Here is a 21,668-nt window from a genome sequence, read left to right as displayed (position 1 = left end):
CGGCGCGGCGATGGCAAGCTTCCGCCCTGTCCAAGGCGCGGCGGTCAGTCATAGATCCGGCGCAGCCTGGTGACGCCGCCGCCGGCGTCGACAGCCATGAGATACTGCTTGCCGTTGCGCCAGGCGGTGTAGCGGTAGACGCCGCGCCGGCAGCTTTGCACCTCGATGCCGGAATAGCCCCGGCGCCACAGAATGCGCCGGCCGTCTCGGCAAGTAACGTAGCCGTCATAGACAGGGCGATGGCCGTAACCGGGGCCGTCATAGCCGTGGTCAACGCCATAATCGCCGTCATCGTCCGGGTCATAGCCGCCCAAATAACCGCCATAACCGCCATAAACGCCATAGCCGCCGTTCCAGCCAGCCGTGACCGGCGGGTGGATGCCGACGCCAATGTCGACGGAAACGCCGGCCTGGGCGGCGGGTGCGGCGGCCAGCCCGAGGGCGAGGCCGCCGGCAGCGAACAGGGTCTTGATCGAAAGGGCTTTCATGGTGGTGCTCCGTATCTGAACGCCGCTGATCGGTGATCGTTGGGCAGACCCTAGCTGAAGCAGATTGAACCCCGTCCGAACCGGCCGTTCATCTGCCGTTCAGCTCGCCGCCAGCCGCCCTTGAAACGGAGGCGGGGCTTCCTATCTCATCCCATGCAGGCGCCCATCCGGGGCCTGCGACCTGAACCTGCCCGGCCCTTGCGGCGGGCGTCCAATGTGACATTGCTCAAGGAGAATGTGACCATGTTCGATCTCACCCCCCTCTATCGTTCGACCGTCGGCTTCGACCGTCTGGCCCGCATGCTGAACGAGGCCTCTGCCTTCGAAGCCCCCACCTACCCGCCCTACAACATCGAGAAGCTTTCGGATGACGAATACCGCATCACTATGGCGGTGGCCGGGTTCGCGCCCGAGGACATCACCATCGAGGTGAAGGGCAACGCGCTCACCGTCTCGGCCAAGAAGACCGAGAAGCAGGAACAGACCAGCGAATTCCTGCACCAGGGCATTGCCTCGCGCGCCTTCGAGCGGCGCTTCCAGCTTGCCGATCACGTGCTTGTGCAGTCTGCCGGCATGGAGAACGGTCTCCTGCACGTCGCGCTGAAGCGCGAGGTGCCGGAAGCCCTCAAGCCGCGCACCATTCCGGTGAACGGCGTCGAGGCTCCCAAGGTCATCGAAGCCAGGAAGGCTGCCTGAACCAGTCACGTCCTGAACGGATGAGGGGCGCTCCCGCAAGGGAGCGCTCTTTGCGTCAGTCCTGTGCCACCAGCCTCACGAAGGCGTCGACCTCCTCTTCCGGAGTGGCGAAAGAGAGGACGAAACGGGCGAATTTCTCGTCCGCTGCGATGGCATCACCGAGGCTGTCCGGCATCCAGTCATAGAACTTGGCGCCTTCCGCCTGAAGCCTGTCGAACATCGTCTTCGGCATCACGGCGAAAACTTCGTTGGCCTCCACCGGATTGGGGATGCGCAGCTTGCCCCCCGCCGTCAGCCCCCCGGCCAGCTTCTGCGCCAGCGCATTGGCGCGCCTGGCATTCTCCAGCCACAAGCCGTTTTCCAGATAGGCGATCATCTGCGCGCCGAGATAGCGGCTCTTCGAAAGCAACTGGCCGCCGCGCATGCGGCGGTAGGCGAAGTCCTCGGCGAGGCCAAGGTCGAAGAACACCACCGCCTCGAGCATCATGGCACCATTCTTGGTGGCGCCGAAGGACATGACATCGACACCCGCCTTCCAGGTGAGTTCGGCCGGCGTGCAGCCAAGCCCCGCGACCGCATTGGCGAAGCGGGCGCCATCCATGTGCAGCTTCATGCCGCGCGGGCGGATGAGGCCGGAGAAGGCCTTCACCTCGGCCGGTGAATAGACGGTGCCGAGCTCGGTGGCATTGGTGAGTGACACGCCCTTGGGCTTCGGGTCGTGCTCGCCGCGGATGAAGCCGTTCAGCGCCTTCTCCACCTGCCCGGGCGTGATCTTGCCGCTGGGACCGTTGAGGCCGATGATCTTGGCCCCGCCGGTGAAGAACTCCGGCGAATTGCATTCATCGACCGCGATATGGGCCTCTGCATTGCAGAAGATCGCACCGAAGCCGGGCGTGATCGTCGATAGCGCAAACCCATTGGCCGCCGTGCCGCTGGTGACGAGGAAGGCGCGCAACTCGCACTCGAACACTTGCCTCAGCATCTCTTCGGCGCGCCTGGTCTGATCGTCACCGCCATAGGAGGGGGCGGTGCCGCCATTCACTTGCGTGAGGGCCGCGAGAATCTTCGGATGCACGCCATAGACATTGTCGGATGCGAAATTCATGAGGTTCAGCCCTTGAGAAGCACTTTGAGTTGAACGGATGGGTCGGCGAGCTGCTCCGCCGTGGGAGCCGAGCGTTTGGCGATCAGCATTTCGGCCAGCTTCACGTCGCGCGCGATGGAATTGCCGGGTCCGATCCCTGACGCGCCGACGAGGCGGCCCTCGGGATCGCGGTGGAACATCACGAAGGACTGTTCGCCCGTCTGGCGCTTCACGACCTCCGGGCCATCCGCCGGGTTGCCGGCAATCTGCAGCGACAGGTCATACTGGTCCGACCAGAACCACGGCACGGCCATGTAGGGCTTCGACGCACCCAGCATGTTCCCGGTCGCGACATTCGCCTGGTCTGTCGCATTGCGCCAGGCCTCGAGCCGCATGCGCTTGTTGCCGAACAGCCCATGCGGGAAGGAGCAGCAGTCGCCCGCGGCATAGATGTCCGGGTCGCTGGTCTGAAGCGTCGCATCGCAGGCGATGCCATTGTCGACGGCAAGCCCCGCGGCCTGCGCCAGCGCGATCTCCGGTGCGGCGCCGATGCCCGCCACCACGATCCCGGCCTTCACCTTGCGGCCATCGGCGAGGCGCACGCCGCCGGTCTCGACCGCCTTCAGCGCGGTGCCGACCTGCATGGTCACGCCTGCTTCGACGTGGCGCGCGTGCACCACCTTGGCAATCTCCTCCGGCACGCCGCGCATCAGAATGCGCGGCTGGGCTTCGATCAGCGTTACGTCGAGGCCGAGCTTTCTTGCGCTCGATGCCACCTCGAGGCCAATGAAGCCGCCGCCGACAATGGCAGCCGACCTGCTTTGCCGCAGGCGGTGGCGCAGGTGGTCGCCATCGGCGAAGTCGCGCAGGGTGTAAGCGAGTTCGCCGCCTTCGATCGACAGCCGGCGCGGCTTGGCGCCGGTGGCGATCAGCAGCTTTTCGTAGGAAATGGTGCGGCCATTCTCCAGCACCAGCGCCTTGGCCGTGCGATCGATTCCGATCGCTTTCACCCCCCGTACGAAGCTGGCGTTAAGCGAGGCGATCATGCCCTGGTCCAGAAGATGCACCGGCTGCGGCTCCGTTTCTTCGACCAGCATGGCCTTGGACAAGGGCGGCCTGTCATAGGGCAGCAGCGTTTCCTCGCTCACCAGTGTGATCGGACCGTGGAAGCCGTTGGCGCGCAGGCTGACGACGGCGCGCGCGCCTGCCATGCCGCCCCCCACGATCACCATGCCTGCGTCCGCCATCATCCCTCCGCAACCTGAGGAGCAGGCTGGTTACGCCATCCCGTCCGGCAATTCCAGCCTCTCCAGCCATGCTCAGACATCGGTGCTCGATCCCTTGACGGCGGGCGGCTGCTGGCCAATCAAAGACGGCAGGGAGAAACGAAAATGACCCAGAACAACATCCGCCGGCTGTGGGCCGAAGGGAAGCCGGTGCTCAATGGCTGGCTGTCGATCGGCAATGCCTTTACCGCCGAAATTCTCGCGGCCCAGGGCTATGACTCGCTCACCATCGACCAGCAGCACGGCTTCCTCGGCTATGAGGCGCTGGCGCCGATGCTGCAGGCCATGAAGGGTCCGGCGACCCCCCTGGTGCGCGTGCCGTGGAACCAGCCGGGCGATATCATGAAGGCGCTGGACGCCGGCGCGCTGGGCATCATCTGCCCGATGATCAACAGCCGCGAGGAGTCCGGGCAGTTCGTTTCCTGCATGCGCTATCCGCCGCGCGGCCAGCGCAGCATGGGGCCCACCCGCGCGGTGTTCGCGCATGGCGCCGACTACGGCAAATGGGCCGACGGCGAGGTGATCGCGCTTGCCATGATCGAGACGGCGGACGGCATAAAGAACCTGAAGGACATTGTGGCCACGCCCGGCCTCGACGGCGTCTATATCGGCCCCGCAGACCTGACGCTTGGCCTCACCGGCCGCAAATATCCCACGGGCTTCGACCGCGAGGAGCCGGAGATGATCGAGGCCATCAAGGAGATTCTGGCGCGCGCCCACGAGGCGGGCATCAGGGCGGCGATCCATTGCGGTAATTCGGCCTATGCCGCACGCGCCATCGGCTGGGGCTTCGACATGGTGACGCTCTTGAACGACGTGCGCCTGCTCGCAGGAGCCGCCAAGGCCAGCGTCGACCAGGCCCGCAAACTCATCGGCGAGCAGGTGGCGGACGCCCCCGCGCCGAAGAATGCAGGCTACTGACATGGCGCATATCCTCGTTGCCGGAAAGCTGCATGCCGCGGGCCTCGAGCGGCTGAAAGCCGCGCCGGACATGACGTTTACGCTGGTGGACGAGATCTCGCTCGACTCCTACCTGCCGCATGTGGGCATGGCGGACGCTGTGATCCTGCGCACCCAGCCGATGACGGCGGAGGTGATCGCCGCGGCGCCCAATCTCAAGATCGTGTCGCGCCATGGCGTCGGTTACGATGCAGTGGACGTGAAGGCGTTGACCGCACGCGGCATTCCATTGTGCATCGTTGGCGACGTCAACTCGCGCGCCGTGGCCGAGCACACGCTGATGCTGATGCTCGCCACCGCGCGCAAGGCGGCCCAGCATGATGCCGCGGTGCGCAAGGGCGAGTGGAACATCCGGAACCGCTTCGAGACGGTCGAACTCGATGGCAAGAACCTGCTGCTCGTCGGCTTCGGCCGCATCGGCCGCCGCGTGGCGGAACTGGCCCGCGCTTTCGGCATGGCGGTCAGCGCTTACGATCCCTTCGTGAAGCCGGAGGCGATGGCCAAGCATGGCGTGCGCCCGGCGGCCGATCTGGCGAAGGCGCTGGGCTGCGCCGACTATGTCTCCCTCCACATGCCCGGCACAACGGCGGGCGGCGTGATCCGGGAGGAGGAGATCAAGGCGATGAAGCCCGGCGCCATTCTCGTCAATGCCGCCCGCGGCGGGCTGGTGGACGAGGCGGCGCTCGACCGGGCGCTGCGCGGGGGCCGCCTCGCGGGGGCCGGTCTGGACGTGTTCAGGGCCGAGCCGCCCGCCGCCGGCGATCCGCTGCTGGCGAATGACCGGGTGCTGCTCAGCCCACATGCGGCGGGCCTCACCGCGGAATGCGCGGCCCGCATGGCGGTGGCGTCGGTTCAGAATGTGCTCGACTACTTCGCCGGCAGGCTGGACCCCGCGCTGGTGATCAATGCGGCGGAGGTGGCGATTTCGCCAGGGAGGCCCCAGAACGGCCGGGTGACGCGCCAATAGAAGTCGTATTCCATCACTTGAAAAAGATAGACGAAATGTTCCAAAACACATTCCAATTGGAGAAACCGACATGCTGACTGTCCGCTTGACCATGGGCCAGGCGCTCGTGCGCTATCTGTGCAACCAGTTCACCATCATCGACGGCAAGCGCGAGCCGCTGTTTGCTGGCCTCTTCGGCATTTTCGGCCACGGCAACGTGACCTGCATCTCGGAGGCCCTGGAGGCGGTGCAGGACCAGCTTCCCACCTGGCGCGGCCAGAATGAGCAATCCATGGCGCTGGCGGCCATGGCCTATGCCAAGGCGATGCGGCGGCGGCAGATCATGGTGGCGCTGTCATCGATCGGGCCGGGCGCTCTAAATATGGTGACGGCAGCAGGCTGCGCCCATGCCAACCGCATTCCGGTTCTGATCCTCGCGGGCGACATCTTTGCCAACCGCAGGCCGGACCCCGTGCTGCAACAGGTGGAGCATTTCAACAACCCCACCACCTCGGTGAACGACGCTTTCAAGGCGGTGACACGCTACTGGGACCGCATCACGCATCCCGAGCAGATCATCTCCTCGTTGCCCCAGGCGGTGGCCACCATGCTCGACCCCGGCGACTGCGGACCCGCCTTCCTCGGCCTGTGCCAGGACACGCAGGAACTGGCCTTCGATTATCCGGAGGCCTTCTTCACCCCGACGGTCCACACTATCCCGCGCCTGCGTCCCGACCGTGACCGCGTGGCTAAGGCCGTCGAACTGATCAAATCCGCCAAGCGGCCGCTCATCATCTCCGGCGGCGGCGTGCGGTATTCGGGGGCGGAGAAGGAGGTCGCGGACTTCGCGCTGACGCACGGCATTCCTATGGCCGAAACCATCGCCGGCAAAGGAGCCGTCACGCATGACCATCCCGCGCATGTGGGGCCAATCGGCGTGATCGGTTCCACCTCTGCCAATGAAATGGCGGGGGCTGCTGACGTGATCGTCGCCATCGGCACGAGGCTCCAGGACTTCACCACCGGTTCCTGGACGGTGTTTGCGCATGATGCGCAGTTCGTCTCCATCAATGCGGCGCGTTACGACGCCACGAAACACCGCGCCCTCGCCGTCGTCGGCGATGCGAAGGAAACGGTAACGGAGCTGGCGGCGGCGCTTGGCGGATGGAAGGCCGATGCGGCTTGGACCAACAAGGGCAAGACCGCCTTCAAGGCCTGGAACGACCTCGTCGACCAGCACCAGAAGCCGACCAATGCGGCAGTGCCGACCTATGCGCAGGTCGTGGGCCTGGTGAACACATGGGCCGCCCCCAACGACACGATGGTGACGGCGGCGGGCGGACTTCCCGGCGAGACGGCCAAGGGCTGGCGCGTCAAGAACCCCAACACCTTTGACCTCGAATTCGGCTTCTCCGCCATGGGCTATGAGATTGCCGGCGGCTGGGGCCATGCCATGGCCAAGAAGGGTGACGGAGAGACCATCGTGATGGTGGGCGACGGCTCCTACCTGATGATGAACTCGGACATCTATTCGACGGTTCTCACCGGCCACAAGATGATCGTCGTCGTCTGCGACAATGGCGGTTTCGCCGTCATCAACCGGCTGCAGAACTTCAAGGGCACGCCGTCGTTCAACAATCTGATCAAGGACAGCCGGGTGAAGCAGCCTTTCGCTGTCAACTTCGCACAGCATGCCGCCTCGATGGGTGCGCTGACGCGCCATTGCGAGAGCCTCGCCGATCTCGAAGCGGCACTCGCCTGGGCCAAGACGACGGATCGCACCACGGTGATCTCCATCGTTACCGACGCCTATGCCTGGGTGCCGGGCGATGCCGACTGGGACGTGGGCGTGCCGGAAGTCTCCGACCGGCCCGAGGTCAACAAGGCGCGCGCGCACCACGAGACCATCCGCAAGAAGCAACGCATTGGAGTTTGAGATGTTGAAAGCAAAGCTGGGCATGTCGCCCATCGCCTGGTGGAACGACGACCTTCCCGAACTCTCGGACGATGTGTCGCTGGAGGAGTGCTTGCGCCAGTCGCGTTCTGCGGGCTTCACCGGCATGGAGCAGGGCCGCCGCTTCCCCGCGACGGCCGCCGAGATGTTGCCGGCGCTCAAGAAGGCGGACGTGACCCTGTGCGGCGGCTGGTACTCGGCCACGCTGGTCAACGAGTCGCTGGACGTGAACAAAAAGCGCATCCAGCCGATGATCGACCTGTTCAAGGCGGTGAACGCGCCTTGCATCGTCTATGGCGAGGTGGGCCTCTCGATCCAGGGCGACCAGTCGCGGCCGCTCGCCAGCAAGGCCAAGCTCTCGGCTGACGAGATGAAGGCCTATGGCGCCAAGGTCTCCGAATTCGCCAAGTGGGTGGAAGCCCAGGGCATGCCCATCGTCTATCACCACCACATGGGCGCCGTGGTCGAGACCGAGCCGGAGCTCGACGCCTTCATGGCGGCTTCCGGCATTGCACTCTTGTTCGACGCGGGCCACATGGCCTTCGCCGGCGGCGACGTGCTGCGCTGCATCGACAAGCATCACAAGCGCATCCGGCATGTGCACACCAAGGATGTGCGCATGGAGGTGATCGAGAAGCTCGACCGCACGAAGGACAGCTTCCTCGATGCGGTGATCAAGGGCGCCTTCACCGTGCCGGGTGACGGATCGCTCGATTTCGAGGCAATCGTGAAGAAGCTTGCTTCCTATGGCTATCAAGGCTGGTTCGTGGTCGAGGCCGAGCAGGACCCGAAGAAGGCGCCGCCCCTGAAGATGGCGCAGGTGGGCCACGCGGAGCTGATGCGGGTGATGACGGCCGCGGGATATGAGGTTGTTGCGTGATGAGGGAACTCGGCATCGGCATCGTCGGCACGGGCTTCATGGGCAAGGCCCATGCCTTCGCCTACCGCGCAGCCCTTGCGGCCTTTCCCGATATTCCTGTCCCCCGCCTTGAGATGATCGCCGATGTGGAGGCGGGGCTTGCCGCCAAGGCCGCGCATCAATATGGCTTCGCGCGCTTCACCGCCGATTGGCGCGCACTGGTGAATGATCCCAGGGTCGATGTCGTGTCCATCACCACGCCCAATACCCTGCACAAGGAGATGGCGCTGGCGGCGATTGCCGCGGGAAAGCACGTGCATTGCGAAAAGCCGCTGTCGCCCTCGCTTGGCGACTCGCGCGAGATGGTGGAGGCGGCGGAGAAGGCGGGCGCCGTCACGCAGGTGGGGTTCAATTATATCAAGAACCCGCTTCTCAAGATGGCGCGCGGCATGGTGGCCGCGGGCGAATTGGGCGAGATCACCGGCTTCCGCGGCATCCATGCCGAGGACTATATGCATGATCCCGAGGGCCCATACACATGGCGGATCGACCCCGTGGGCGGGCCCGGCGTGATTGCGGACCTGGGCTCCCACATCATCGGCATGGCGCGCTTCCTGCTGGGGCCCATCGCGGAGGTGAGTGCGGATGTGCGCACGGTCGTCAAATCGCGCCCCGTGGCGCGCGGTGCGAAGGAGCGGAAGGACGTGCTGGCCGACGACGCCGCGCGCATGCTGGTGAACTTCGCGCGCGGCTGTGGCGGCACGATCGAGGCCAACTGGATCGCCACGGGCCGCAAGATGCAGCTCGGCTTCGAGCTCACGGGCGAGAAGGGCTCGCTGGTGTTCAGCCAGGAGCGGCTGAACGAACTGCTGTTCTACCGCGCAGGCGGCGACAGCCGCACCAATGGCTATGTGAGGATCGAGGCTGGCCCGCAGCACCCGCCTTACGGCGAGTTCTGCATCGCCGGCGGCCACCAGCTGGGCTTCAACGATCTCAAGACCATCGAGATGGGCGAGTTTCTGCGGGCCATCGGCCGGGGCGAAAAGGCCTCGCCGGATTTCCGCGAGGCCTATGAAATCCAGAAGGTGGTGGAGGCGGCGATTTCCTCATCCAAAGCGCGTGGCTGGGTGAGGGTGGGCTGAGGGCTTGCCGTGTGGCCCCCCACCCCTACCCCTCCCCACAAGGGGGAGGGGAATCACAGCCGACAGATCGTCTATTGGAGTCCCCCTCCCCCTTGTGGGGAGGGGTAGGGGTGGGATGCCGTGCAGGGACTTTAGAGTATGATCCGCAAAAGTGGAACCACTTTTGCGATAAGATCATGCTCAAGATTATGATCTGGCGCATGTTCTTGTCGATCAGGTGATTCCACCTGATCGGAACATGCTCTAAGCCGCAACGCCTGTGCCGATGGGGCAGGAGACGCCGGTGCCGCCCAACCCGCAATAGCCGCCGGGGTTCTTGGCCAGATATTGCTGGTGATAGTCTTCGGCGAAATAGAACGGCCCTGCCTCGGCGATCTCGGTGGTGATGGGGCCATAACCCTTGGCGGCCAGCGCCTGCCCGTATATCTCCTTGGCGGCCAGCGCCGCGTCACGCTGGGCGGGAGTCGTCCAGTAGATGGCGGAGCGGTACTGGCTGCCTACGTCATTGCCCTGGCGCATGCCCTGGGTGGGATCGTGCGATTCGAAGAACAGTTTGAGCAGCTCCGCGTAGCTCACTTGGGCAGGATCATAGACCGCCAGCACCGACTCGGCGTGGCCGGTCATCCCCGAGCACACCTCCTCATAGCTCGGATTGGGGGTGAAGCCGCCGGCATTGCCCACGGCCGTGACCCACACGCCCGGCTGCTGCCAGAACTTGCGCTCCGCCCCCCAATAGCAGCCAAGCGCGAAGGCCGCAGTCTCGAAACCGGCGGGGTAGGGGCCCTTGAGCGGGTTGCCGTTCACGTAATGTTTGGCGGCGGTGGAGATGGCTTCGGCCCGGCCGGGAAGCGCCTCGGCGGGCGAAACCATGCGGGCTTTCTGGCGGCTGAAGAACATCTGGAGGCTCCTTCCTCTGTTGCCCGCCAGATATAGGCGGACAAACGCCTCGCCGCCACTCAACAAAGCTTGATTTACGAGAGGGTTGGCGATATTCCCGGCCCCACGTCAAGGAAGGGTGGCCGAGTGGTTTAAGGCACACGCCTGGAACGCGTGCATACGTGAAAGCGTATCGAGGGTTCGAATCCCTCCTCTTCCGCCATTGCCTCCAAATGAAGCGTCTCCCGCATTCAGGCGTCTGCTGAAATCCACAAACAATTCCGGGGCCTTCCCATGCCGAGCTGTGTACTGCGGCGGTCGTGCTGAAGTGTCATCTCTCTCCATTTACCCCGATATTCTCCGTACCCGAGGACTGACGCCGCCGCGGTACGGAACTCAACGCATTGAAATAAATGTGTTTTTATTTCTGCGCTGCCCTCGGAGTTCGAGCGAGCATTGCCGATCATTCTTCGGCAAAAAAGTCCTCGTCGATACGCTTGAACTCCAGCATACGGCTCGACCGAACGCCGACACCGTGCTCGATCATCAGTTCGGTGAGCCTCTTCCCATCGATGAGGATCACGCGTTGCGGAATTCGAGCCGCAAACTCGATGGCCTGAGGCGAGAACGTCGATGTTGTCACGAACACGCCCTTGGTCGCGCCCAGCCCCACAAGACTGCCGGTGAATGCTTGGACGTCAGGCCGTCCGACGGACGTGCCGGGACTGTAGCGCTTCGCTTGGACGTAAACACGGTCGAGGCCCAGAACGTCTTCGTTGATGACGCCATCCACCCCGCCATCACCGGTTCGACCCAGTTGCGCCGCTGCATTGCGATGCGAGCCGCCATAACCCATTGCGACGAGGAGCTCGACGATCAAACCTTCGAAGAACCCTGGCCCATTCTGGAGGATCCGGTCCAAGAGTTCCGTTCGGAGTGCTGCCTGTGTGGCATTGAACGCCGCCTCGATCACTTCTTCGGGCGTGGCCGTTGGCGTGGTGCTCTGCGCTGTTTGACCGACGGTCTCATCTGGCTGATCGGCACGATAGAAATCCCGGAAGACCGGCACGGACAACAGGTATTGGGTGTCGAGCTTCGCTGGTGGCTTCGCCAGTAGGGCCGTCCCAGCGGGCGTGATCATGAAGCGTCCGCGCCTGGGGGCCTCCAGATATCCCGCCTTGGTCAGATAGAACTTTGCCCAATGGATTCGGTTGTGAAGGACGCGCTGCTTGCCGCTCGGGAGCATCTGTTCGCGCTCCTCCTGCGACAGAGCAAACATGGCCGCAATCTCTGCCTCGGCAAGCGGAACCGAGGTTTCGCCCTTGGCGGCGATCTGGAGAACCGGCATCATCAGGGACTGATAGTCGGGGATGCTCATTTGGTCGTACCAAATTGGCGCAGCAGACCGGCCAGTGTCATGTTTTCCGCGATCGCGTCATGTGGGATCAAGGCGTAGCGCCACGGTTTGCCGCCATAACTTGCCGAATGACTGCTCGCGTGCCGGCACCATTCGACCGCTGAATCGCGCTTCGCCACCACCTCTGGCTCGGTCATCTGGTTTGAGGCCTTGGGCTCAAGCATCAGGATGCTGTCATCCGTCTCTGCGACGAAGTCCGGCTGGTACTCCTGCAGATCCGTGCCGTTGCGGTAGAACAACTGAAACTGCCCACGCGCGGGCTTGAACCATTTCTGGGCTTCGCGATCGAGAATGACTGCGAGCTTTCGCTCGGCGTCTGACTGGAACTTTTGTGTTGGATAGAGGCACTTCTGAAACCCGCCGAACAGGTAACGCGCCATATTCGCCTTGTCGGAGGGGGACTGGCGGAAATCGAGAGGTGCCTCGCCGGCTGCCGCCGTGTACGCGCTCTTTCGTAGTTCAGTGAAGCCCCGTGTGACGACGACCTCGTATTCGACCGCCGTGTCCTGCCAGAAGTGCGTCTGCATCTGCGCATGCACGAAGCGGGCGATTTCCTTCTGGTGGAGGCGCAGGATCTTGCGAACGCCGTCGTCCGCGTGCGTCGCCAACAGATGGTTGGCCACCTGTGACGCGAGGTCGTAGAGCAGATCGGCGTGCTCGTCGTAGGCCACGTCATCAAAGTCGATGAGGCCGCTGACGATGTAGTCCTCCAGCCGCTGTTCATCGATATTGCCGGCGCCGAGGCCGATCCGATCGACCTGTCCGGTCCTGAGGTGAGCAGCCCATAGCGTTTCGTTCGGCACTTCGTAGCGCATGCGCGACAGATCGAGCGTGAAGTGATGGAAGCCCGACCTCACCTCGCCCTTCGGCGTGACCAGGATACGCGGAATGTCGATCGTCTGCTGGACGACAAGGTCGACGGTCTTGGCGACGATGGCTGTGAGATCGGGCTGCTTGGCAATCCCCTCCAACTCCAGCTGGGCAGGCCGATACTGGCTTTGGACCTCCCGGAGGACTGCCGCCTGAACCTCCGGCTTCTGCAGATGCGCGACGCTGGGCAGGCGCGACGGCTCGGTCTCCATCTTGCGGATCACGTCATAGGCGATCCGAACAACCTGCTGCTCCTCGTGCGTGAATTCAGCCTGCGCTTCCTCGAAGCCCGACATTCCATTCGCCGGTGTGTCGGAGCGCAGTCCAAGCTTGGCGGCAAGCTGCGGGCGGGACTCGACCGTAACCGTCTTCTGCTGCAACTGTCCTTCGGTGAGGATGACCTGCTGGAGGCGAATGGCCGAGTCCGGCTTGCGGGCTTCGTCAACGATTTCCTGGAAGCGGTCATGCGCCACGATGTTCAGGCGGTCGACGGCTGTGACCCCTGTCCGCCTGCCATAGGGAAGCCGCAGGCCACGCCCTATCGACTGCTCGATCAGCGTCCGCGCATTGGCGGCGCGCAACGGCACGATCGTGTAAAGGTTGGTGACGTCCCAACCCTCTTTCAGCATGTTGACGTGGATGACGATCTCGGTCGGCTCATCCGGGCTTTCGACCTTGAGCAACCTTTCGATCGTCTCCTCTTCCTTCACGCTGGAATCGACCTGGATGACCTTGTCCGCATAGCGCCCCTCGAAGAAGGCGGCGGACTTCACCAGCGTCATCAGTTCAGCAGCCTGGGTCGTGTCGCGTGCGATCACCAGCATGAACGGTTTGACGATTCGATCGCCGACCTGGCGCGCATAGGTTTCCAATTCGACCTTGACGCTTTCGTGCAGGCGCACGCCGTCTTCCAGCTTGATCTGCTGCAACTGCTCGGGCGACTTGCCGGCCGCGACGAAGTTCTCGCGGGTAACGACGGCAGGTTCTTTCACGAAGCCGTCGGCCATGGCGCGGCCGAGCGGATAGTCGAAGATCACATTCTGGAACGGCGTCGGGCCGCGCGTCGTCTCCACGAATGGGGTGGCGGTCAGCTCCAGGCCCATCACCGGCTTCAATTCGTTGATGGCGCGCACGCCCGCCGTCGCGCGGTAGCGGTGGGATTCGTCCATGATCATGACGAGGTCTTTCTGGGCCGCGAGAAAGTCGAAATAGCTGTCTCCGATCTCCTCCTTGAAGCTGCGGATGCGCGGGCTTCGGCCGCCGCGCACCTCGGAGTTGATCTTGGAGATATTGAAGATGTTGATCGTGACGGGGAACAGGTTGCCGCCACTCGCGATCTGTCGTTCGAAATTGTCGCCCGTCGTGATGACGGGCGGCGAAATCGCGAACTCCGCGATACCCTTCAGGACATATTTCGGCGTGTTGGGCGTGAAGTCCGCGATCAGCTTGTTGTAGATCGTCAGGTTCGGCGCGAGCACGAAGAAGTTATTCAGGCCATGCGCCAGGTGCAGATAGGCGATGAACGCGCCCATCAGGCGGGTCTTGCCGACGCCCGTCGCCAACGCGAAGCACAGGCTCGGAAAGTCGCGTTCGAAGTCAGTGACGCTTGGGAACTCGCTGCGAAGCGCAGCAAGCGCGGCTTCAAGATCGGCGTCCTTTCGCGGCGGAACCAGCTCGGTGACGCGATCGAGAATTTCGAGGGATTGCCGCTGCGGAGCGCGGAGGCTGAGACGACCGGCGATGGCGTTGACGTGACGGTTCATTGATCGTCTCCCGCGAGATCAAACAGGCCCGGCTGGGAGGCGGAACGAGGTGTTGCCTTATCGATAGCCTTTGTCGCGGGCGGTGCCTTCGGGAGATTTTCGACATTGAGGCTGTAGTCGTCATGACCCCATTCGCAGCGCTCGCGAATGTGGTTCGGGATCTTTTTCACCGTCAGATTGGGCCAGGCGGAGGGGTTGCCACGGAAGGCGGCGCAGAGCACCAGCAGCGTTCGTCCCTCGCCAACCTCTTCGCTTAGGGCGTCGAGTTGCTCGGGCGACAGCGTCTGCGTCGTCACATAGATGAAGTCGCGCTCGGTCGAGGTGCCGTGCTGCCAGTAGACGCTATCGCTCGGGGCATAGGTGAAGCCCTCGATCTTGCACAACGCCTCGGCCAGCATCTCGGCATTGTAGGACTTGCTGATGACCTCACGGCCCCACTTATCCTTTTCGAGGAGCGAAGGCGCCAGCTTGAAATAGCGGAACCCCCCGCCACCCTGCCAGCCGGTCACCTCGGTCACGCCGCCCTTGTCCTCGCCGTCTATAACCTTCGTCAGGCGCGGGATGATGTGGGTATGGCAGTGCTCACCGAGCTCCACCATGATCCAGCGACGGCCCATCTTGTGCGCGACCGCGCCGGTCGTGCCGGAGCCAGCGAAGGAGTCGAGGACGAGGTCGCCGGGGTCTGTGGCAATATGAATTATGCGTCCCAGAAGCCGTTCTGGTTTAGGCGTGTCAAAAGCGTTTTCCTTGCCGTGAAGATTGTAGGCGTCTTTCTTTGCTTCATCATTATGTCCTACTTCTTCATGAGGCCACCATGTGGATGGGACCAGACCCTCGACTTCTGAAAGATATCGGATTACTCGAGGGACCCCCTTACCATCCGAACCGAACCAAATTCTGCCTTCCTTTCGAAGTCGATGGTACTCAGGCTCAAGCGCCGCCCAATGGCGTCCCTCCGGTGGCCGATGCTCACGCCCATCCGGTCCGATAATCGGATACATCATGTTTGCGCGAAAGCCAGCACCAGTAAAAGAGATAGACTGCCAAGGACCTTTTGGATCGTTGTTCGGATTTTTATAGGGGGCACGCGTCTTATAATCCAATTCAACGCGATTTCGTGTTTTACGAAACGCATCAAATGTCTTCTCATAGACAAATACGTGGTCATGCGCACTGCCAATTGCAGCGTTGTTATCCCGAGCATATCGTTTTTGCCATACGACGTTAGCAACGAAATTCTTTCGACCAAAAATTTCGTCGCACAAGACCTTCAAGTAGTGCGCCTCGTTATCGTCTATTGTAATCCAAAGAGAGCCCTCCTCCGACAAAAGGCGGCGAATGATTTCCAGCCGATCGCGCATCAAGCCAAGCCAGATCGAGTGCTCCAGCCCGTCGTCATAATGCTCGAATGCGCTGCCCGTGTTGTAGGGCGGGTCGATGAACACGCACTTCACCTTGCCGGCGAATTCCTGCTCCAGCGCCTTCAGCGCGAGGAGGTTGTCACCGAAGATCAGCCGGTTGTCGAAAATGTCGTCGTCGCTGACGCGATGCTTCGCGTGATAGGACTTCTCCGGGTCCTCCAGCAGAATGCGCGGCTCAAGCCGCGGCCTGTTCTCTTTGCCGACCCATGTGAGTTCGAGTTTCTGGTTCTTCGCCATGAGTGGCCTTATGTGGGTTTCTTGAGCGGGTGCAGGCGGCGCGTGTCGCCGCCATTGTTCCAATAGCTGCCGGACTTGTCCTTGCTGGGCCAGCCGTGGTCAGGGCAAATGAGTGCATCGGCAAGCTGCTCGACCAGCTTGGCGAAATTGATGCCGTCCTGCGGATAGAGCTCGAAGGATAGTGTATTGAAGTGCGCTCCCATCACATTGCGGGTTTGGGCGATGCTGCTGATTTGATCGATGATCGGCTTGAGCTCGGTAGCTGCAGCGGGAGCGCTTCCTGTCGGATCGAGCGCTTCCACCTTCAACGCGGCGAGCAGTTTTCCATTCACGGTTGGGAGTAATTCACCCAAGGTGTATGAGCCGCCGGCGCGTCGCGGAACGGCACAAGCGTATTTCAGGGTCAGGAAGTCCAGCAGCGCTTCCAAGATCACCCCGGCCTTACCGCTGATGGCTTGTATGTCCGGGTTAGGGTCCGTCAGTAGTGTCCTGAGCCGCGCGATTTCGGGGGTGGAGCCGGTAAGCGTCATGCCGGCCCCAAGATTCCACTGCCGCAATTCGACAAACTGGCAAACCTGATCCGGTTTGAGAAAACCCCAACGAAACTTCTCGCGCCAAGGGCGATAGTGTGTGGTGACGATGGTGTGGCGGAAAGTTGCACTCACCTCGTAAATCATGCTGACGACCCGCTCGACGTGCGGTTCGTCCACACTGCCCAGCACATCGTCGAGAATGAGTACGGTCTCGCCCGGCTTGTCGCGGGTCGCAAGCGCGAGGAAAACGCAAAGCCCCAGTGTATCTAAGTGCGACTGGCTGAAGTAAGCTTGCGGTGGAACATCCAAACCCGAGAACTTCGCCTCCAGTTCAATCGAGGCGCGCTTATTCGGGTCAAGCGGCAGTGCGATCTTCTCCAATCCCTCGCCGGGATGGACTTTCTCGTAGATTTCGCCAACGCGGGTCGCAATGTCTGTGAGGATGCCATCGGTGAACGACCGCCGCTGCTGCATACAGACGTCAAGAGCTTTCTCAGCGCGAGGGCGCAGCTCCTGAAGCGTCATGCGACGGTGAAGATTGCTTTCGTACTGCTCGACTGCGCTTCTCAAAGCCTTGACGAACTTCACTTCCTCACGCCACGCGTCCTCCGTCGCCTGCCAGGAGGCGACCAGATGCGATGTATGCTTCAGCCAGCTGGCGAGATCTGCGACCGCCGCGGGGACGGTGCTGTCTGGCGCAGCGAGGCCGTCCGGCCACTTGAACCCTGCAGCCATCTGGCGCAGAGCTGCCGCCGCGTCGGCAGCCGCGACCTCCTGTTGCTGTAGAGCGTGCTGCGCCTTCTCGCGCGCTGCCTCAAAGTGCTGTCTGTTCGATCGAGCGCTGCGAAGGGCCGCCGAGCGCTGCAGCTGCTCGGTAATGCGCTCTGCTAAGCCTTGAACCTTCTCCGCGCTGCTACACAGCGGGCATTCCGTCAGATCGGGATGGGCATGGACATACCTGCCTCCGGCCTCCATCAGATCGAGAATGTCCTGCGCTTCCGAGCCGACAAGTGCTGCCGCGTCCTCAAAGGCTTTGACAGCCCCGGCGAGTTCTCTTTCTACATCGTCGACCGCTTGTTGTTGGTTCCGCACCTGCTCCGACATAGATTCCAGTCTTGCATAGGCAGCGCGCAACTGGCCCAATGCCGCCGCCTCAGCGCTTTTGTCAGCGCTCGCATCAGCCAACCTGGCCTTTGCCCAAGACACGGGATTCAAGCCCGCCGGCTTACCTGCAGCCTCGAAGAAGCCCTGCAAGCTATCGAGGCTCTGGTTCTCGGCCGTCTGCGCGCCGTTCTCTTCGGCCTTCAGGCTCTTGACGAGGTCGGACAGCACCTTCTCTGACTGTTCGAACTCGGAGATGTCGATGAATCGGCGAATGGCCTCATAGCGCTCTGCGGGCTTTGCTTCCACGAGCCGAGCGATGTCCCGCTGACGTAGGATGGAAATGCGTGGCACCACATCCGGCGGAGTGACAACTGCATTCTTGCCGTTCAGCCGGCCTTCGCAAGCGCCACTCGATGTCTCAAGCCGGATCGCCAAATCCGCTGCAGACTTGCCGGCGAATGGGTAGAACTTTTCCAGCCCGCCACCCATGCCGCGGTCATCGAGCGAGCCGACCTTACCCTTGGCCAGGAACTCCAGAGCGTCGCAGATCGTTGTCTTGCCGCTGCCGTTCTCACCATAGATGATGGTGAGCTGGCGGTCGGTTTCGAATGTCAGGGTGAAGGGATCGGGCGAGCCGCGGAACGCCGAAATGGTCAGTGATTTCAGGCGCACCTTGGTCATGGGGCAGGTTCCGAGGGGGTGGCGAGTTCAAGTTCCAGCTTCCAGTCCTCATCTTTGACCTTGCCGGACGCCAGTTTCGCCAAGAACGTCTTGCGACTGCTCTCGCGCAAGAGGCCTTTGGCGATCAGTTCCTCTATGACCCGCATCGCAAGGCGTACTGACGGCGTTTCCTCTGTCATTCCAGCCTCCAACGGATCGAGAACAGAGGCGCGACCTCGACCTTCTGTTCGAGCTTGGACTCGATTTGGGCGATCAACTCCGCCCGCTGTCGGTCGATCTGGTCTTGGGCATCGAACAGCGAACGACGCTTCTGATTGCGCGCCGCCTCGAGCGTCTTGATCTGCTTCTGACCTGCAAGTTTCTCTTCTAGCGTCATGGCGGTCGTGGCCGCACGTCGCGCCTCTTTGATGAGCCTGTCGATTTCCTTGATTTCGCGCTCCAGCCCGACCTTGAGGTCATCCGCCCAACCATCGAGCTTGTCGGCTTCGGCCTCAAAAAACCGCGCGTTACGCTCCGATACGCCACGACGGATCAGCGTCTGGGCTTCCCCCAAGGACTTTTCGATGCTGCTCATGGCGTCGGGATCCGGCGTGACTTCTTGCCGACGTGTGCCGTGGATCGTCATCAGGCGATCGCAGATCTCCTGTGTCAGCAAATGCCCTTCATCGGTGATCCCCGACAGAAGGATGTGATCCTCGGCCTCATCCAGAGCTTCGACCGTCATCAAGGATGCGACCAGCCAGCCAGCCTTCCCGACATAGGGTTCCAGAATGCTGATTTTGCCGGCGTGATTGGCATAGTCGAAATGCACCTCGGCCGGGTTGAGTTCGCGCGCCTTCGCGCGGGCAACAACGGCCTCGCCGAGGGGATGATTGAGCCGGTAGGTGTGCGCCTCGCCAGAACGTCGTGGCAACTCGTAGAGCCCTGGCGGGATCGCCGCGCCGTTCGCCCATCGCGGCCGAGCAGGCAAGGTGAAGGACGAGCTGTTGTGGAACGTTGCCTGACCATCCAACTCGTGGCGGGTCAGGCGCATCAACCATTGCTCATAGCGATCGAGATGAACCTTCGCGTCCTCATCTCGCACGCGCAGCTTCTCCCGCACTTCGTCGTCGAACTTTTCGAGCAGCTTCTGGCGCGTCTGACTCATCGCCGTATCGATTTCGAGGCTGAGCTCCAGCTGCAGTTGATCGAAGGCTGCCCGGATTTGTTCTGGTTGGCGGCACTCCTGATAGATACCTGCGATCCGCTTCTCGAAATCGACGCCTGACTCGATGGCACCCAAGACTTCGTCGCTGGCACCGAAAACGCCCTCGAAGAGCCGGAATTTCTCGGAAAGAAGCTGGTAGACCCGCTGGTCCGCCTCGTTCTTGCGATTGATGAAATTGACGACAACCACGTCGTGCTTCTGGCCGTAGCGATGGCAGCGGCCGATGCGCTGCTCCACCCTTTGCGGGTTCCATGGCAGATCATAATTCACGACGAGCGAGCAAAATTGCAGGTTGATGCCCTCGGCACCTGCTTCCGTCGCAATCATGATCTGACCTTCGTCACGGAAATAGTCGACCAGCGCAGACCTCATGTCCGCAGTTCGCGACCCGGTGACGCGATCGGATCCCGCGTGCCTTTCGATCCAGCGCGCATAGATCTCGCGGGACAGAGGGTCGGTGTTCGTTCCGTTGAACAAAACAATGCCACCAGCGTATGGGCTGCTGGACAGAATCCTTTGGAGATACTCTTGAGTTCGACGTGACTCGGTGAAGATGATCGCCTTCTCCGCACCGCCCAGTTCGCGCGCTTTCGCGAAGGCAACGTCCAATGCCTTGAGCAGCGCCTTGCCCTTGGCGTTGTGCTCGATCGAAGTCGCCAGCTTCGCGAATGTTTCGAGATCGGCGATTTCCGCCTCGATCGCTTTGCGGTCAGCGTCGGAAAGCGGCTCTTCATCTGCATCCTCGGGCCACTCATCTGCCGTCGCATCGAGGGCCTCGAATTCTTCCGAGAGTTCCTCCTCCAGAGGCGTTGCAACGGGATGCGCCGCGAGCTTCGCGGTCAGCCTTTGCGAGATCGAGTTCAAGGCGCCTGCAATCGCGAATGTTGACGACGCCAGTAGCTTGCGGAGAACCAGCGTCATCAGCGACCGTTGCCCGGAGGGCAGCGCCTGCAAATTGTCACGCTGCAGATAGTCGGAAACGAGCTGATATAGGCGGTCTTCGCCGTCCGCAGGGGTAAACTCCTCCACCAAAGGCAGGCGGCGCGTATAGGGGATGTAGGCCGTCACCTGGCGCCGCAGTGTGCGGTGGCAGATTGGTTTCAGCCGCTCCTTCAGTGCCTCAAAACCCCGCTTGTCGCCAGGATTCGCAAACTGCTCGCGGAAGCTTTTCACGTCGCCAAAGGCATGCTCGTCGATGAAACTGACAAGGCCGTACAATTCCAGCAGTGAATTCTGAAGCGGAGTCGCAGTCAGAAGGAGCTTGTTCTTCTGAGCAAGAGCATTCTTGAGTGTGTTGGCAATGACATTCGAGGGCTTATAGACGTTCCTCAGCCGATGGGCCTCGTCGATCACCACGAGATCCCACGAAACCCGATGCACATCGGATGCCTTGGAACGCGCGAACTGATACGAACAGATCACGATTGCGTTTTCGACCTCGAACGGCTGAAGAACGCCATCGCGAATGGATTGGTTGTAGGATTTCGACTCGAGTATCACGCCGGGAAGCAGGAACTTCTCACTGAGTTCCTGGTGCCACTGTTTGCGCAAGTTCGATGGCGCAATTACCAGGATGCGACGCTTCCTCTCGGCCCATCGCTGCGCGATTACCAATCCCGCTTCGATCGTTTTGCCGAGACCGACCTCGTCGGCAAGCAACGCGCCTTTTGATAGCGGCGATGCGAAAGCGAACAACGCTGCGTCGACCTGATGCGGATTGAGATCGACTTGAGCGCCGGCCACGGCTCCAGCGAGGCGCTCTGAACTATCAGGCGGGCACCGTTTTGTCAGTTCATGGGCCAGATACCTGGCGTGGAAGTCAGTGATCATCCTGCCTCCCGCCACGTTCCATCGCCGACGTACCGGAAGGCGGCGTCTCATTCTGAGCCTTTGCGGAATTCAGAGAGGCCTTTTGCGCCTCGATCCAGCTATCGAGATCCACCCGCATGAACCTCCATTGCCCTCTTACCTTAAATGCTGGAATTTCAGTGCGTTGAGCCATCGTGTAGACGGTCTTCTCCGCGACCTTCAGCAGGACAGCCACTTCCGGCAGAGTCAGAATTTCATCGGGCATCCGCTTAGCCTCAGGTCAAGGTTTGGCAAAGGATGCCAGATTGCGCCTGTCAATGCTAGCCTTCCATCAC

General features: G+C 62.1%; 17 protein-coding genes and 1 tRNA gene. 7 read left to right on the top strand and 11 right to left on the bottom strand.

All coding sequences use genetic code 11. The annotated features are described in order from the left end of the window. Positions 1-44: 44 nt before the first annotated feature. Positions 45-488 (bottom strand): hypothetical protein, encoded by a 444-nt coding sequence (locus tag IOC82_RS12710; RefSeq protein ID WP_290546564.1) that lies wholly within the window; start codon positions 486-488, stop codon positions 45-47. Between the two features lie 237 nt (positions 489-725). On the opposite strand from IOC82_RS12710, the gene IOC82_RS12705 reads away from it, so the two are divergent. Further along, a complete protein-coding gene (locus tag IOC82_RS12705) occupies positions 726-1,184 on the top strand; it encodes an Hsp20 family protein (RefSeq protein ID WP_290546590.1) in 459 nt (152 codons plus the stop codon). 55 nt (positions 1,185-1,239) lie between these two features. Here the strand turns inward: IOC82_RS12705 and IOC82_RS12700 are convergent, their stop codons facing one another. Both IOC82_RS12700 and IOC82_RS12695 read right to left on the bottom strand, forming a co-directional pair. After that, positions 1,240-2,289, bottom strand: a complete 1,050-nt coding sequence (locus IOC82_RS12700) for a low specificity L-threonine aldolase (RefSeq protein WP_290546563.1) — start codon at positions 2,287-2,289, stop codon at positions 1,240-1,242. A 5-nt stretch (positions 2,290-2,294) separates the two neighbouring features. Next, on the bottom strand, positions 2,295-3,518 hold the full coding sequence (locus IOC82_RS12695; protein ID WP_366935682.1) for an FAD-dependent oxidoreductase: 1,224 nt from the start codon (positions 3,516-3,518) through the stop codon (positions 2,295-2,297). Positions 3,519-3,659: 141 nt separating this feature from the next. Here IOC82_RS12695 and IOC82_RS12690 point away from each other — a divergent pair, with 141 nt between their 5' ends. The 5 genes from IOC82_RS12690 to IOC82_RS12670 all read left to right on the top strand — a co-directional run bounded on the left by IOC82_RS12690 (position 3,660) and on the right by IOC82_RS12670 (position 9,415). Beyond that, a complete protein-coding gene (locus IOC82_RS12690; protein ID WP_290546562.1) occupies positions 3,660-4,475 on the top strand; it encodes an aldolase/citrate lyase family protein in 816 nt (271 codons plus the stop codon). A 1-nt stretch (position 4,476) separates the two neighbouring features. Continuing rightward, on the top strand, positions 4,477-5,481 hold the full coding sequence (locus IOC82_RS12685) for a hydroxyacid dehydrogenase (RefSeq protein ID WP_290546561.1): 1,005 nt from the start codon (positions 4,477-4,479) through the stop codon (positions 5,479-5,481). Positions 5,482-5,551: 70 nt separating this feature from the next. Next, positions 5,552-7,396: a 3D-(3,5/4)-trihydroxycyclohexane-1,2-dione acylhydrolase (decyclizing) gene (iolD, locus tag IOC82_RS12680; protein ID WP_290546560.1), complete on the top strand. Its 1,845-nt coding sequence runs from the start codon at positions 5,552-5,554 to the stop codon at positions 7,394-7,396. A gap of 4 nt (positions 7,397-7,400) precedes the next feature. After that, positions 7,401-8,294: a myo-inosose-2 dehydratase gene (gene iolE, locus IOC82_RS12675; RefSeq protein WP_290546588.1), complete on the top strand. Its 894-nt coding sequence runs from the start codon at positions 7,401-7,403 to the stop codon at positions 8,292-8,294. Continuing rightward, entirely contained in the window at positions 8,294-9,415 is a 1,122-nt protein-coding gene (locus IOC82_RS12670) for a Gfo/Idh/MocA family oxidoreductase (protein WP_290546559.1), read from the top strand. Before iolE ends, IOC82_RS12670 begins: the two co-directional genes overlap by 1 nt. Before the next feature lie 243 nt (positions 9,416-9,658). Here the strand turns inward: IOC82_RS12670 and msrA are convergent, their stop codons facing one another. Continuing rightward, entirely contained in the window at positions 9,659-10,312 is a 654-nt protein-coding gene (gene msrA, locus IOC82_RS12665) for a peptide-methionine (S)-S-oxide reductase MsrA (RefSeq protein WP_290546558.1), read from the bottom strand. Between the two features lie 112 nt (positions 10,313-10,424). On the opposite strand from msrA, the gene IOC82_RS12660 reads away from it, so the two are divergent. Next, positions 10,425-10,514: transfer RNA gene (locus IOC82_RS12660), tRNA-Ser, on the top strand. A 240-nt stretch (positions 10,515-10,754) separates the two neighbouring features. Here the strand turns inward: IOC82_RS12660 and IOC82_RS12655 are convergent. The 7 genes from IOC82_RS12655 to IOC82_RS12625 are packed head-to-tail and all read right to left on the bottom strand — an operon-like array spanning position 10,755 to position 21,598. After that, on the bottom strand, positions 10,755-11,669 hold the full coding sequence (locus IOC82_RS12655; RefSeq protein ID WP_290546557.1) for a restriction endonuclease: 915 nt from the start codon (positions 11,667-11,669) through the stop codon (positions 10,755-10,757). Next, positions 11,666-14,341, bottom strand: a complete 2,676-nt coding sequence (locus tag IOC82_RS12650) for a DEAD/DEAH box helicase family protein (protein WP_290546556.1) — start codon at positions 14,339-14,341, stop codon at positions 11,666-11,668. The genes IOC82_RS12655 and IOC82_RS12650 overlap by 4 nt, the downstream gene beginning before the upstream one ends. After that, on the bottom strand, positions 14,338-15,999 hold the full coding sequence (locus IOC82_RS12645) for a site-specific DNA-methyltransferase (protein WP_290546555.1): 1,662 nt from the start codon (positions 15,997-15,999) through the stop codon (positions 14,338-14,340). The genes IOC82_RS12650 and IOC82_RS12645 overlap by 4 nt, the downstream gene beginning before the upstream one ends. A gap of 8 nt (positions 16,000-16,007) precedes the next feature. Next, on the bottom strand, positions 16,008-18,317 hold the full coding sequence (locus IOC82_RS12640; RefSeq protein ID WP_290546554.1) for an AAA family ATPase: 2,310 nt from the start codon (positions 18,315-18,317) through the stop codon (positions 16,008-16,010). Then, complete coding sequence (locus IOC82_RS12635) at positions 18,314-18,496, bottom strand: hypothetical protein (protein ID WP_290546553.1); 183 nt, start codon at positions 18,494-18,496, stop codon at positions 18,314-18,316. Before IOC82_RS12635 ends, IOC82_RS12640 begins: the two co-directional genes overlap by 4 nt. Beyond that, the gene (locus tag IOC82_RS12630; protein WP_290546552.1) at positions 18,493-21,354 is read right to left on the bottom strand and encodes an SNF2-related protein; all 2,862 of its coding nucleotides are present in this window, start codon (positions 21,352-21,354) and stop codon (positions 18,493-18,495) included. Before IOC82_RS12630 ends, IOC82_RS12635 begins: the two co-directional genes overlap by 4 nt. After that, complete coding sequence (locus IOC82_RS12625; RefSeq protein WP_290546551.1) at positions 21,344-21,598, bottom strand: helix-turn-helix domain-containing protein; 255 nt, start codon at positions 21,596-21,598, stop codon at positions 21,344-21,346. Before IOC82_RS12625 ends, IOC82_RS12630 begins: the two co-directional genes overlap by 11 nt. Between the last annotated feature and the right edge of the window lie 70 nt (positions 21,599-21,668).

The sequence above is a fragment of the Aestuariivirga sp. genome (assembly GCF_020252395.1).
Lineage (GTDB): Bacteria > Pseudomonadota > Alphaproteobacteria > Rhizobiales > Aestuariivirgaceae > Aestuariivirga.
The sequence above is the reverse complement of the archived record's forward strand: the minus strand, read 5'-3'. Positions and strand labels throughout refer to the sequence as shown.